This is a genomic window from Cyclobacterium amurskyense, assembly GCF_001050135.1.
Classification (GTDB): domain Bacteria; phylum Bacteroidota; class Bacteroidia; order Cytophagales; family Cyclobacteriaceae; genus Cyclobacterium; species Cyclobacterium amurskyense.
Map to the genome: position 1 here is coordinate 3,056,457 of NZ_CP012040.1, position 12,883 is coordinate 3,069,339.

Consider the following 12,883-nt stretch of genomic DNA (forward strand, 5'->3'; position numbering starts at 1 on the left):
ATATAGCATGGCTAGATATAGAGGTCCAAAAGCAAAAATTGCCAGGAAATTTGGCGAGCCCATAGAAGGGCAAAGCAAAGTGCTTCAGAAGAAAAATTATCCTCCAGGAATGCATGGCAGAGGTAGACGCAAAAAGCAGTCTGAATTTGCTATTCAATTGATGGAGAAACAAAAGGCCAAATACATCTACGGTGTATTGGAAAGACAATTTGCTAAAATGTTTGATCATGCCTCCAGGAAAAAAGGAGTGACAGGTGAAAACCTATTGCAATTGTTGGAAGGTCGTTTGGATAACTCGGTTTACAGACTGGGTATTGCACCAACGAGAAGAGGAGCACGCCAATTGGTTTCTCACAAACATATACTTGTTAATGGAACTGTAGTGAATATCCCTTCATTTCAGTTGAAGCCAGGTGATGTGATTGCTGTGAGAGAGAAATCAAAATCATTGGAGGCTATTACAGAAAGTCTTAGAGGCAAAGGAACAACCAGATACAGTTGGTTGGAATGGGACAATGGATCCCTGAGTGGTAAGTTTGTAAATGTTCCAATTAGAGAAGATATTCCTGAGAACATAAAAGAACAACTTATCGTAGAATTGTACTCTAAGTAATCATTTACATTCCTATTAAAAGAATTAAAGATATGTCCATATTAGCATTTCAAATGCCAGAGAAAGTGGTAATGGAAAAAGCAGACGATTTCCACGGACTGTTTACCTTTAAGCCACTTGAAAAAGGGTACGGGGTTACCATCGGAAATGCCCTCAGAAGGATTCTTTTGTCTTCACTGGAAGGTTATGCTATTACTGCCGTAAAATTACCCGGTGTAGTGCATGAGTTTTCTAGTATTGAGGGAGTGGTTGAAGACGTTACAGATATTATCCTTAACCTAAAACAGGTCAGGTTCAAAAAAATCCATGATGCCATTGATAATAAAATTACAGTGGAAGTTAAAAATCAGGATGTTTTTACCGCAGGAGATATTGCCAAATACACTACCTCTTTTGAAGTTTTGAATCCTGATTTGGTCATATGTCATTTGGATAATTCAAAAAGCCTAGAAATTGAACTTTCTGTTGATAAAGGTAGGGGATATCTTCCTGCAGAAGAATCCAAACCTAAGGAACAGATTTACGGTACGATCTCGGTTGATGCTGTTTTTACACCTATCAAAAATGTAAAATACAGAATTGAAAATACCAGGGTGGAGCAAAAGACTGATTATGAGCAATTAATCATGGAGGTCAGCACTGACGGGTCTATACATCCCGAAAAAGCCTTGCAAGAATCTGCTAAGATCTTGATTCAACACTTTATGTTGTTTTCAGATCAGACTATGGTTATCGACGCGCCAGGAAGTGGTGCTATAGAGCCTATAGATGAAGAGTATCTGCACATGAGAAAATTACTTAAGACATCCTTGAGTGATTTAGATCTTTCTGTCAGAGCTTACAATTGTCTGAAAGCCGCCGATGTTAAGAGTCTAGGAGACCTTGCCAAACTTGAAATTTCTGATATGATGAAATTTAGAAACTTTGGTAAGAAGTCTTTGGCAGAATTGGAACAACTTATCCAGGAAAAAGGCCTGACCTTCGGTATGGATCTGTCTAAGTATAAACTTGATGAAGAATAATTAAAAATGAGACACGGTAAGAAATTTAACCATTTGGGTAGAACCGCCTCACATAGAAAGGCCATGCTTTCGAATATGGCCAAGTCTCTTTTGGAACACAAGCGGATCAGCACCACCCTTGCCAAAGCCAAAGAGTTGAGGAAATATATCGAACCTTTGATTACAAAGGCCAAGGATGATACTACCCACAATAGAAGGATAACTTTTAGTTACCTTAGAAATAAAGAAGCTATTAAACTTCTTTTTGGAGAAGTAATAGAAAAAGTAGGAAGCCGTCCAGGTGGATATACAAGAATTATTAAAACTGGTTTTAGATTAGGTGATAACGCTGAAATGTGTATCATTGAATTGGTTGACTTCAATGAATTGATGTTGAAAGAAGAAAAACCAGTTAAAAAGGCAAGTAGAAGAAGTAGAAGAGGTTCTGGAAAGGCTTCTAGTGAAGAAAGTGCTACTTCTGCTGAAGTTGTTGAAGAAAATAATGAAAGTGCTGAAACAGAAAAAGCACCTGAAGCTTCTTCCGATGACAAGGCTGAAAATAAGGATGAAGATAAAAAAGCAGAATAATCGATGCTATATCTTCTTTAAAATTAATAGGGATTGGGCTTTTTGTTCAGTCCCTTTTTTTATATCCTTTTCGCAGAAAGCTTTTTACAAATTAGAAAATTCTTAAATTTGCATAGCAAAATTTGATATGAAAAAGAAAAAAGCAATACTTCTTTTAGCTGATGGCACAGTATTTACCGGAAACCTTGTTGGAAGCCATGGTACCAACGGAGGCGAAATCTGTTTTAATACAGGGATGACAGGCTATCAGGAGATTTATACCGACCCCTCCTATACAGGGCAAATTATCGTAAATACTACGCCTCATATAGGTAATTATGGGGTAGTAGATGAAGAACAAGAATCAGATTTCCCCTTGATTGCAGGCATTGTTGTAAATGATTTTTCTGATGTTTACAGTAGACTTGATGCAAAGTCTTCCCTGCAAGAATACCTTGAAGGGCATAACATCACCGGGATTTCCGATATTGATACGCGTAAATTGGTTAGACATATTAGGTCTAGTGGTGCAATGAATGCCATTATTAGCTCTGAATTTGAAGACATCGAAAGTCTTAAAATTGAGTTGGAAAAAGTTCCTGACATGAATGGACTTGAATTGTCCTCTACCGTGTCTACCAAAAGCCCCTATTTCATAGGGAATCCTGATGCGTCAATTAAAGTGGCTTGTGTGGATTATGGTATCAAAAGGAATATATTGAAATGCCTTACAGAGAGAGGTGTTTATTGCCAAGTTTTCCCAGCTAAGACCAGTCTTCAAGAAATGGAAAAGTGGAATCCCGATGCTTATTTCCTTTCCAACGGACCTGGTGATCCGGCGGTGATGAACTACGCAGTGGAAACAACTAAGGAGATTCTCGACTTAGGTAAACCTCTTTTTGGTATTTGTTTGGGACATCAAATTTTAGCAAGAGCTTGCGGAGTTGGTACCTATAAAATGCACCATGGACATAGGGGACTAAACCATCCGATTAAAAATATATTAACGGGTAGAAGTGAGATAACCTCTCAAAACCACGGTTTCGTTGTCAATAAGGAGGATATTGATAAAAATAGTGAGCTAGAAATCACCCATTATCACTTAAACGATGGGACTGTTGCCGGTATCAAACTTACCAATAAACCAGCGTTTTCTGTTCAGTATCACCCTGAAAGTTCTCCAGGTCCTCACGATTCCAGGTATTTATTCGACCAATTTATTTCACAAATTCAGAAATAGTTCATTTAACTTAATATTGATATGACATTAATTCAATCGATTCACGCAAGACAAATATTAGATTCCCGTGGTAACCCTACGGTAGAAGTTGATGTTTTCACAGAAAACGGAGCCTTCGGAAGAGCTGCAGTTCCTAGTGGAGCATCCACAGGTGTTCACGAAGCTGTTGAACTTAGAGATGATGACAAAAATGTGTACATGGGAAAAGGAGTTTTAAAAGCCGTTTCTAATGTTAATGATGTGATCGCGCCTGAACTTATCGGTTTTGATATTTTTGAACAAAACCAGATAGATGAGATAATGATAAGCCTTGATGGCACCAATAATAAATCTAAACTTGGAGCAAATGCTATTCTGGGTGTTTCTTTGGCAGTCGCTAAAGCAGCAGCAATGGAATCAGGACAGCCTCTTTATAGATACATTGGTGGAGTAAATGCCAATACGCTTCCTGTTCCAATGATGAACATCTTGAACGGTGGTTCTCATGCTGATAATGCTATTGACTTTCAGGAATTTATGGTGATGCCAGCTGGTGCTGCTTCTTTCTCAGAATCACTTAGAATGGGTACTCAAATCTTCCACAACCTTAAATCTGTTCTTAAAGCCAAAGGCTTGAGCACTAACGTTGGGGATGAAGGTGGGTTTGCTCCTAATTTACGATCCAATGTAGAAGCGGTGGAAATCGTTTTACAAGCTATCGAAAAAGCTGGTTTTAGACCTGGTGAAGATGTTTTTATCGCTATGGATGCTGCTTCTTCTGAGTTCTATGACGAAGAAAAAGGTTTGTACGTTTTCAAAAAATCCACTGGAGATGAGTTGACCTCTTCTCAAATGGCTGATTACTGGAAAGACTGGGTAAGCAAATACCCTATCAAATCCATTGAAGATGGTATGCAAGAAGATGATTGGGATGGTTGGAAACTAATGACTGAATATGTTGGAGACAAAATTCAGATCGTTGGTGATGACTTGTTCGTAACCAATGTTGAAAGATTGCAAAAAGGAATAGATGAGCAAATTGCCAATGCATTATTGGTTAAAGTAAACCAAATTGGTTCTTTGACAGAAACAATTAATGCTGTTGACCTTTGTCATAGAAACAAATACAAATCTGTGATGTCTCACCGTTCTGGTGAAACTGAAGATTCTACAATTGCAGATCTTGCAGTAGCATTGAATACTGGTCAAATTAAAACCGGTTCTGCTTCTAGGTCTGATAGAATGGCCAAGTACAATCAATTGTTAAGAATTGAGGAACAACTTGGAGAATCTGCCTATTTCCCAGGATTGAAATTCTAATAATAGGTTCTTTTATTGAGTCAAAAGGATTCCAATACTTAATGGAGCCAATAACTAGCCTTTTCAGGATATTCCTGGAAAGGCTTTTGTCTTTTTAATCTTTTAGGATATTTCATCATAGTAGTGTTAGGTTTTAATTTATATAAGGGCTTAATTTCATGTAATTTCCCATTCTACTGAATTAATGGGACAGGCAAAAATCAGCTGTTTATTTATTAAGGTAACCCTTCCTACCTCCAGGAAGCTGATATTTAGTTAATTCTTTTGACCAGTTCCTTTTTCTAAAACATAACCCTACGGGACCTTTTAGCGTTATTTCAAGACACCGGAAGAAGGGATTGTTTTTCTTTTAATATATTTGTAGAAACACTGGAGCAGATTATGGCTAAATATTTAAAGTACACCAAAAACTTCTACTTCGTTTTCACCGTTTTATTCATTGTGTGGATGATTTTTATTGATAGCAATGATATTATTAGTCATTTCAAACTTCGTTCAAAATTAAATGAACTTGAAAGGCAAAAAGAATTTTATCAAGAAAGGAAGGAAAAGATTAAGGTTGAGCGAGAGGAATTGTTAAGTAATTTTGAATTGCTTGAGAAATTCGCCCGAGAGCGGTATTTAATGAAAAGAAAAACGGAAGATCTTTATGTTATTATTGAAGAATAAATCGGTAGGGCTGACATTATTATTTGTCGTTTTCATCTGTTTCCTAAGCAATGAAGTACAAGCGCAAAGATTTATTGATGAAGAAGACAATCCTCCATTAAAAGATCGCTTGTATTATGGAGGTAATTTTAGCTTGCAACTTGGTAATATCACTTATATAGATGCATCCCCACTAGTAGGGGCAATGATTACAGAGAAATACTCCGCTGGAGTGGGAGCTACCTACCAATATTATAACAACAAATATTATGTTGATGGGGCTTCTCATGTGTATGGAGCAAGGGTATTCAATAGATACAATGTGTTTAGGCAAATTTTTCTCCATGCTGAATACGAGGCTCTGAACCTAGAACTTCCTTATACTCTTCCTAATAATGACATCATCTTCACTAGGGAATGGGTGCCAAGCTTATTTGCAGGTGCAGGTTACTTTGTGCCCTTTGGAGATAGGGGTGGGATGAACTTTATGGCCTTATATAATTTCAGTTATGACAACAAAAGGACAAATTATAATGAACCATATGTTTTCCGTGTCGGTTTTGTATTCTAAAGTAATAGATTGAGTATGGAAGTTTTCTTAAACCGATTACAAAAAGCCCATAATTTATGTCCAGGATGCCCTTCACCGAAAGTCATCAATCGTTTTTTCGTTGATCTTTTGGGAATTTTATTTCCCGAACATTCAAGCGAGGCATTGAAAGATAAGGGAAGTTTGGAATTGAAATTTTCTGAATTAAAGTTACAGCTTCAAAAAATTCTCACAATGAATGTAGCACTTCATAATGGGAATGGAGAAGATTTAGCGAACCAATTTTTTGAAAAACTGGAAGAAGAGGTGTACAACAAGCTTCATGAAGATCTTGATGCCATGTACAAAGGTGATCCAGCAGCCAAATCAAAAACTGAAGTTATTCGTTGTTATCCCGGGTTTTATGCTATTTCAGCATATCGTGTAGCTCATTTATTACATCGATTAGGTATCTCATTGATCCCAAGAATGATTACGGAATATGCACACAGTAAAACAGGTGTAGATATTCATCCCGGAGCCATGATTGGTAGGTTCTTTTGCATTGATCATGCCACAGGGATTGTGATAGGGGAAACCACTTTGGTAGGAGATAGAGTGAAGATATACCAAGGCGTCACCTTAGGTGCTTTGAGTGTCAATAAGGAAGATGCCGATAAAAAGAGGCATCCTACAATAGAGGATGATGTAGTTCTCTATGCAGGGGCTACCATTTTGGGGGGAGATACAGTTATAGGCAAAGGAAGTGTGGTAGGTGGAAATGTCTGGTTGACCAAAAGTATTCCTGCTAAAAGCAAAATTTATTACCAAACTAAAATGTTGGATGGAGCTTCCAATCTAACAGATTTTTACGTGCTAAAAAGCGAAGCCTGATAATTACAATTATGAAGTTATTTGAACTTATAGGTAATACCCCTTTAATTAAACTTGAAAATATCCCTGTAAATCCCAATGTGGAAATCTATTGTAAGCTGGAAGGTCAAAACCCTGGTGGGTCTGTAAAGGATCGAGCTGCTTATCATATGATTCAATCCGCTTTAGATAGAGGGGATTTCAAAAGAGGAGCGAAATTAGTAGAAGCCACCTCCGGCAACACTGGGATTGCTTTGGCTATGGTAGCGAATCTATTGGGTGTTGAGATGACCTTGATAATGCCCGACAATGCTACTAGAGAGCGGGTCTTGTCTATGGAGGCTTACGGAGCAAAGGTGATCCTCACGCCCGCAGAAAAGTCCATAGAATACGCCAGGACTTTGGCTGAAGAAATGGTAGAAAGCCAAGGCTATTTTATGCTCAATCAATTTTCAAATCCAGACAATTACTGGGCTCATTATCGCTCTACAGGTCCAGAGATATTTGAGGATACACATGGTAGGGTAAGTCATTTCGTTTCCGCTATGGGGACAACTGGCACCATTATGGGCGTGTCCCGCTACCTCAAGGAGCAAAACCAAGACATTCAAATCGTAGGAACTCAGCCAACTGACGGATCAAGTATACCAGGAATTAGAAGGTGGTCACCTGAGTTTCTTCCGAAAATATTTGATAGGGAAAGAGTCGATCAGGTAATTGATGTAAGCCAAGAACAGGCTACCAATATGACCAGAAGGATGGCTAAAGAAGAGGGGATATTGGCTGGCATGAGTAGTGGTGGTGCTTTGCATGCTGCAGTAGAGCTTTCTAATTCTTTAGAAAGTGGAGTAATTGTATGTATTACCTGTGATAGGGGAGACCGGTACCTCAGTTCCGATTTGTTCGGTTAAGAAAATGCTAGGCTACTTTTAGGATTAGCATCGAATGTTATTGACCAATACCATACTGTTTTAAGGTATTGGTTTTTTTTGATAGCGGCTTAATCCAACCTGTACGCACAAATGTGCTAGTTTTTGGCTTACCTTTTATTCATAAAATTAAGCTCAATAGCACATACCAATAAATTCTTTCTATACTGAAGTAAAATCATTTGATGAAAAGTTAATTTCGGCTTATCTTTTACCCATGGAAGATTTTCTTAAGATAAAGAAGGCTTGTGAACAAAATACAGCCTTAAGTGTAGCCATTTTGGACAGGTTTCTCTTGTCCTATGCTGCCGAAAAAGATAAATTAGGTAAGGAGGCAGATCAAAGGTTAAATGTTTATAAACACATAACTGAGAAATTTGGCCGACAATGGTTTGATATGCTCAAATCCCAATACATTATCCATAGGTTAATGAAAAAAGGTGGGCTAATAACCAAATACCTGAAGCACGCAGCCATTAACAACCTTGAAGAAAACAAGCGGGATTGGATGGCTTTCCAGTCAGAAAACCCATGGAGATTTAGCTTTTCAGAAGTAAAGAGCCAGCCTGAAAAAGATTTTTATCAAATGGAAGATGTTTTTTCGGGTGATAATTACCTATTGTATTCTCCATCCATAAAAGATATTGTAAGCAGGGATGGGGAGAAGGAACTTTGGTTTAATCTTATTGGATATAATGGGACTTGTTGGCAAACCTATGGACCTTTGTCAGGTTATGCGAGTTTTAGCCCTGACGATATTTTCTTTTTTGCTACCGAACTCAATAGTTCGATCGAAGATGAAGCTGGATTGATGGCGGATATTGACAAAAATCCGGTGCCGTACATGATGCTGTTCGCTGGGTCTACACAGCCTTCGGTTGTGCATGAAGGGGAGCGCTTGGTAATGGTGATTTCTGAGCAAGATGGGACCATTGCCAAAGTTCAGGAAATGGAGAGAGATTTTAACGTAAGCTATACAGGAGGTGTTTATAGGCTTGGCTTAAAAGATTGGGAAGTTTCACCGCATTTCTCAGTAGCCTACTACAATGAAAAAAGTCAAACCGTACAAGCCACAGCATTAACAGAGAAAGGTTTTGAGTCCTTAATAGCTGCCTTGGATAAATATGATGTTAAAATAGAAAAAAATGCAGATATTTATTTAGGTCCTTCCATGCACAACACTGCTGCAGAAATATTAAAGCGGGAGATTGAACTTATGCCTCTTGAACTGCTATTTGAACAAGAGAATGAGGAGGAAATGGATGAGCAACTGCAGAAACTAAACGAGTTGGCTGGACTGGCAATAGCCGATGTGACAGCTGAGAAAGAACCAGACCTAGAGGCATTGGCAGCTCAAGTTGGTATTGATCTTGAGAGTAACCGGCATGTCATTGAGAAAATAATTACTGATTTGAAAGATAAAGTAAGTAGATAAGAGATTTTTTTAATTTCGCTAATCATTGGAAAGGTCTGAGACATACTTTATTGTTTCAGGCCTTTTTTACCTAGGAATAAGAAGGTAGATTTTGATCTATTTCTTGTTTGCAATTGAACCATTTTGTTCCAGCACTTTATACCAGAAGAGAGCCAGCTCAATTCCTATCTTAACCTATTCGTTAAGGTGCATCAGGTCCAATAATGGCATACTTATGGCTGATTTTAAAGCGATTTCAGCACGTAATAGAATGTCTATTGCTTATTTCGGGTTAAAGGGTTGGGTTATAGGTTAAGATGCCCTAGCTTTTTAGAATGATAATCTTCAATGGTAGAGGTACAGGTATTTTACTTTCAGAAAAGACAGTTTCCACTAATAATTTGGTGGACAATTTGAGTTTTTGGCTGAAAAAGAATAATTTTTAGTCAGTCAATTCTTATATTACAGTTTAAACCTAAATTACCATTCGATGAATAATAGAAGAGAATTTTTAATAAAATCCGTATTGGGTACTGCAGGCCTTGCTTTGGGCACAACTTCACTTGTAAATGGAGCGCCAGCAATTATCAAAAGCTATAATAAGCCGAATTCGAAAATAAACGGCGTTCAAATAGGGTGTATAACCTATTCCTTCAGATCTCTGGCAGATCAAAGTGCAGAGGCTACGCTTAAATATGTTACCGAGAGTGGAATTAGCGCTATAGAACTTATGGGAGGACCGGCTGAATCCTTTGCGGGTATCCCTGAATCTAGTATGAACAGAGGTAGGTATAACGAATTGGGTCGCAAGAAAAGAAATGGGGGGAAACTAAGTTCCGATGAAGAAAAAGAATTAGGTGAACTGCAAAAAGAAGCAAGCGCCTATGCTGCCACAGTTGCAAACTGGAGGGCAAAAACTGATTTCAAAAAATTCGAGAAGTTTAGAAAAATGTACAAGGATGCGGGTGTAAGTATCTATGCTTTCAAACCCAGTACCTTTGGAAGGGATAATACTGATGCTGAGATCGCTTATGGTATGAAGGCGGCAAGAGCCTTGGGTGCTTCTCATGTTACCTTAGAGCATCCCGCAGATGATGCTCGTACCTTAAAATTGGGTAAGATGGGGGAAAAGAACAAAATGTCAGTGGGGTACCACGGTCACACACAGCAAACCTTTGACTTCTGGGACACAGCTTTGGCCCAAAGTCCAAGAAATGCAATGAATTTAGATGCTGGGCATTATATTGCTGCTGGTTTTACTGATATTATAAGCCTTATTGAAAAGCAACACAAGCGTATTTTGAGTATGCATACCAAAGATCGACAAACACTTGCCAATGGTCAAAATAACCTTCCTTGGGGAGAAGGGGATACACCGATTGTCGAATTGTTAAGTGAAATCCAAAGTAAAAAATACAAGTTCCCAGCTACTATTGAACTTGAATATAAAATACCTGAAGGATCTGACGCCGTCAAAGAGGTTCAGAAATGCCTTGAATATTGCCGAAGGTCACTGGCCTAATTTAAGATAAGAAAGGTCTCTTGTTTAAAATAAGTTGTGAAAGGCTTTATGGTGAACCCTCCTTTTTGGAGTACTTGTAGTGAAACTTATAGATTCAGTGGAGAAGTAGATTTTCTCCACTGAATCAAAATAGCTTTAAAATTTAAATTTTGTCAATCATGAAATTAGGTGCATTCTCCGTTAGTCTTGCTGTTAAGAACTTAAAAGCATCCAAAGAATTTTATGAAAAGTTAGGTTTTTCAAAATTTGGAGGGGCTGAGGAAAATCATTACCTCATCATGAAAAATGAGGATACCCTTATCGGGCTATTTGAAGGCATGTTTGAAGGGAATATCTTGACATTTAATCCGGGATGGGATGCTGATGCAAATGTGCTGGAGGATTATCAAGATGTTAGAGAAATTCAAAATGAGCTTAAGAAACAAGGCTTGACTCTTGATAAGGAAGTTAAAGAAAATAGTAAAGGTCCTGAAAGCATAATGGTCAAAGATCCCGATGGAAATGTAATATTAATTGACCAACATGCGCCATGATTTAATAGTAATGAGGCCATTAGATCAATTGGCTTTTTGAGATTGTTCCCCTTCTTTTAGTTTTTTTACCATTATAGTTATCAAGGCTTCTAACCTGTCCGAAAGTGTGCTTGGGGAAATGATAGTGACGATGTCAGCCAAGGATATTATCCATCTAGCAAAGAATTCTATAGAACCGACCATAAATGTAAGTTGTACTTTTTGCTCTATATTTTCCTGCATTACAAAACCTTGATTGTATTTGTGGCTATCAATAAACTTCACATGGGATGCTTCCATCTGTATGACTATTTTCGTTAACTGATGTCCCTCCTCCATTTTTTTAAGGTACGATTTTAATGAAGGGTGATTTGTAGTAAAAATTTTTTCTGTTACCTGCAGATCACGAATTCGGTCGATTCTGAAAGTTCTATAATCTTCCCTGAGTTTGCAATAAGCGATTAAATACCAGTTCTCTTTGGAAAAATACATGCCTACAGGTTCTACTGCTCTGCTTGTAATTTCTTCTTTTAAAAAAGAGGTATAGTTAAATTGAAGAACTCGGAAATCAGATAAGCTTGTCAAAATACCTTGAATGGCCAGTCCTTTATTGTCAGGAGTATTCATGTCTCTATTATAGTAAACCACTTGTTCATCGAGGTGGTTTAAGGCCGTTTTCTGCCGGTCTTTTAATACGGATTTGATTTTGATTAGGGCAGACTGAAAGCGTAAGCTAATCTCTCTGTCCGTAAATTTTTCTATGACTTTTTCTGCAAGCAATAATGAATATGCTTCTTTTTCATCAAACATTACCGGCGGTAGCCTGTACCCTTCTACTAGGGAATACCCCTTTCCTGTTTCGCCTGTCAAAGGAACGCCAGCTTCTTCAAGGGCTCTGATGTCTCGGTATACCGTCCTAAGACTTATTTCAAACCTGTTAGCAATTTCTTCAGCAGTAATGTGTCTTTTACTCTGTAATTGAGTGAGAATAGCGGTTAGTCGGTTTAGTCTGTTCATGGGAGATTGCGGTCAATTAAAACTAGTTAAATTTTAATTGAATTAAAAAAAAATAACTCTGCTGAAATTTTTTAAAAACCTACTGACATAGGGCTGTCACAAAGGGTAGATAAGTTTGTCTTATAATCTATTGTTCACATAAAACATACTGTATCATGCAAACCAAAGAACTTCAAATGATCATTTCACAAGAGCAATTATTAAAACATTGGCAGGGGCATCGTGGCTTAACGCGTCGTGTAATTGAGGCATTTCCTGAAAAGCAACTTTTTCATTTTACTTTAGGCGAGATGCGCCCTTTTGGGGAGATGGTTCAGGAATTACTGGGAATAGCTGGCCCGGGAATAAAAGGCCTAGTTACAAGGGAATGGCAGCCACTTGTGGAAGACCATTCTGTAGAAGAAAGCAAAGAAAGATTATTGGAGCTCTGGGATCAGGCTACTTTAGAGATTGACGAATGGTTTCCGAAATTATCAACGGAGGATTTTCAGGATACCGTGAAAGCTTTTGGGCAATATGAAAATAAAGTTTATTGTTCATTGATGTACTTTATCGATAATGAAATACACCATAGAGGGCAAGGGTATGTATATCTGCGAGCTTTGGGTTTGGTACCGCCGAATTTCTGGGAACATTAAAAAAAAAATTATCAAGCATAAAGCAGACAAGGACGGTCTTTTTTAGATTGAAAAATGAAATCATAAAAAAGCCCGAAGCAA

General features: G+C 37.9%; 14 protein-coding genes. 13 read left to right on the forward strand and 1 reads right to left on the reverse strand.

The genetic code is table 11. The features are described from left to right. Positions 1 to 7 precede the first annotated feature (7 nt). The 12 genes from rpsD to CA2015_RS12705 all read left to right on the forward strand — a co-directional run bounded on the left by rpsD (position 8) and on the right by CA2015_RS12705 (position 11,168). Positions 8 to 613 (forward strand): 30S ribosomal protein S4, encoded by a 606-nt coding sequence (rpsD, locus tag CA2015_RS12650; protein ID WP_048642239.1) that lies wholly within the window; start codon positions 8 to 10, stop codon positions 611 to 613. A 32-nt stretch (positions 614 to 645) separates the two neighbouring features. Then, positions 646 to 1,635 carry a DNA-directed RNA polymerase subunit alpha gene (locus CA2015_RS12655; RefSeq protein WP_048642240.1) on the forward strand — a complete coding sequence of 330 codons (990 nt, stop codon included), beginning with the start codon at positions 646 to 648 and terminating at the stop codon, positions 1,633 to 1,635. Positions 1,636 to 1,641: 6 nt separating this feature from the next. Continuing rightward, positions 1,642 to 2,202 carry a 50S ribosomal protein L17 gene (gene rplQ / locus CA2015_RS12660; RefSeq protein ID WP_048642241.1) on the forward strand — a complete coding sequence of 187 codons (561 nt, stop codon included), beginning with the start codon at positions 1,642 to 1,644 and terminating at the stop codon, positions 2,200 to 2,202. Between the two features lie 127 nt (positions 2,203 to 2,329). Then, complete coding sequence (gene carA, locus CA2015_RS12665; protein WP_048642242.1) at positions 2,330 to 3,421, forward strand: glutamine-hydrolyzing carbamoyl-phosphate synthase small subunit; 1,092 nt, start codon at positions 2,330 to 2,332, stop codon at positions 3,419 to 3,421. A gap of 21 nt (positions 3,422 to 3,442) precedes the next feature. After that, positions 3,443 to 4,720 (forward strand): phosphopyruvate hydratase, encoded by a 1,278-nt coding sequence (gene eno, locus CA2015_RS12670; RefSeq protein ID WP_048642243.1) that lies wholly within the window; start codon positions 3,443 to 3,445, stop codon positions 4,718 to 4,720. 381 nt (positions 4,721 to 5,101) lie between these two features. Next, the gene (locus tag CA2015_RS12675; RefSeq protein ID WP_048642244.1) at positions 5,102 to 5,389 is read left to right on the forward strand and encodes an FtsB family cell division protein; all 288 of its coding nucleotides are present in this window, start codon (positions 5,102 to 5,104) and stop codon (positions 5,387 to 5,389) included. Next, on the forward strand, positions 5,370 to 5,939 hold the full coding sequence (locus CA2015_RS12680) for a hypothetical protein (RefSeq protein ID WP_048642245.1): 570 nt from the start codon (positions 5,370 to 5,372) through the stop codon (positions 5,937 to 5,939). Before CA2015_RS12675 ends, CA2015_RS12680 begins: the two co-directional genes overlap by 20 nt. A 15-nt stretch (positions 5,940 to 5,954) precedes the next feature. Next, a complete protein-coding gene (locus CA2015_RS12685; RefSeq protein WP_048642246.1) occupies positions 5,955 to 6,791 on the forward strand; it encodes a serine O-acetyltransferase in 837 nt (278 codons plus the stop codon). A gap of 11 nt (positions 6,792 to 6,802) precedes the next feature. Next, on the forward strand, positions 6,803 to 7,681 hold the full coding sequence (gene cysM / locus CA2015_RS12690) for a cysteine synthase CysM (protein ID WP_048642247.1): 879 nt from the start codon (positions 6,803 to 6,805) through the stop codon (positions 7,679 to 7,681). A gap of 235 nt (positions 7,682 to 7,916) precedes the next feature. After that, positions 7,917 to 9,134, forward strand: coding sequence for a hypothetical protein (locus CA2015_RS12695; protein ID WP_048642248.1), 1,218 nt, complete (start codon positions 7,917 to 7,919; stop codon positions 9,132 to 9,134). A 469-nt stretch (positions 9,135 to 9,603) separates the two neighbouring features. Further along, entirely contained in the window at positions 9,604 to 10,635 is a 1,032-nt protein-coding gene (locus CA2015_RS12700) for a sugar phosphate isomerase/epimerase family protein (protein WP_048642249.1), read from the forward strand. 158 nt (positions 10,636 to 10,793) lie between these two features. Further along, the gene (locus CA2015_RS12705; protein WP_048642250.1) at positions 10,794 to 11,168 is read left to right on the forward strand and encodes a VOC family protein; all 375 of its coding nucleotides are present in this window, start codon (positions 10,794 to 10,796) and stop codon (positions 11,166 to 11,168) included. A gap of 24 nt (positions 11,169 to 11,192) precedes the next feature. Here CA2015_RS12705 and CA2015_RS12710 read toward each other — a convergent pair whose 3' ends face one another. Further along, positions 11,193 to 12,164 (reverse strand): helix-turn-helix transcriptional regulator, encoded by a 972-nt coding sequence (locus CA2015_RS12710; RefSeq protein ID WP_048642251.1) that lies wholly within the window; start codon positions 12,162 to 12,164, stop codon positions 11,193 to 11,195. A 155-nt stretch (positions 12,165 to 12,319) separates the two neighbouring features. Between CA2015_RS12710 and CA2015_RS12715 the strand changes: the two genes are divergently transcribed. Next, positions 12,320 to 12,802 (forward strand): DinB family protein, encoded by a 483-nt coding sequence (locus tag CA2015_RS12715; protein WP_048642252.1) that lies wholly within the window; start codon positions 12,320 to 12,322, stop codon positions 12,800 to 12,802. Positions 12,803 to 12,883: the final 81 nt, after the last annotated feature.

Bases quoted from the DNA above. Each gene is read 5' to 3' on its own strand.
- rpsD (WP_048642239.1), top strand. From the start codon at position 8: ATGGCTAGATATAGAGGTCCAAAAGCAAAAATTGCCAGGAAATTTGGC.
- CA2015_RS12655 (WP_048642240.1), top strand. From the start codon at position 646: ATGTCCATATTAGCATTTCAAATGCCAGAGAAAGTGGTAATGGAAAAA.
- CA2015_RS12715 (WP_048642252.1), top strand. From the start codon at position 12,320: ATGCAAACCAAAGAACTTCAAATGATCATTTCACAAGAGCAATTATTA.
- CA2015_RS12700 (WP_048642249.1), top strand. From the start codon at position 9,604: ATGAATAATAGAAGAGAATTTTTAATAAAATCCGTATTGGGTACTGCA.
- carA (WP_048642242.1), top strand. From the start codon at position 2,330: ATGAAAAAGAAAAAAGCAATACTTCTTTTAGCTGATGGCACAGTATTT.
- CA2015_RS12695 (WP_048642248.1), top strand. From the start codon at position 7,917: ATGGAAGATTTTCTTAAGATAAAGAAGGCTTGTGAACAAAATACAGCC.
- CA2015_RS12675 (WP_048642244.1), top strand. From the start codon at position 5,102: ATGGCTAAATATTTAAAGTACACCAAAAACTTCTACTTCGTTTTCACC.
- CA2015_RS12680 (WP_048642245.1), top strand. From the start codon at position 5,370: ATGTTATTATTGAAGAATAAATCGGTAGGGCTGACATTATTATTTGTC.
- cysM (WP_048642247.1), top strand. From the start codon at position 6,803: ATGAAGTTATTTGAACTTATAGGTAATACCCCTTTAATTAAACTTGAA.
- eno (WP_048642243.1), top strand. From the start codon at position 3,443: ATGACATTAATTCAATCGATTCACGCAAGACAAATATTAGATTCCCGT.
- CA2015_RS12710 (WP_048642251.1), bottom strand. From the start codon at position 12,164: ATGAACAGACTAAACCGACTAACCGCTATTCTCACTCAATTACAGAGT.
- CA2015_RS12685 (WP_048642246.1), top strand. From the start codon at position 5,955: ATGGAAGTTTTCTTAAACCGATTACAAAAAGCCCATAATTTATGTCCA.
- CA2015_RS12705 (WP_048642250.1), top strand. From the start codon at position 10,794: ATGAAATTAGGTGCATTCTCCGTTAGTCTTGCTGTTAAGAACTTAAAA.
- rplQ (WP_048642241.1), top strand. From the start codon at position 1,642: ATGAGACACGGTAAGAAATTTAACCATTTGGGTAGAACCGCCTCACAT.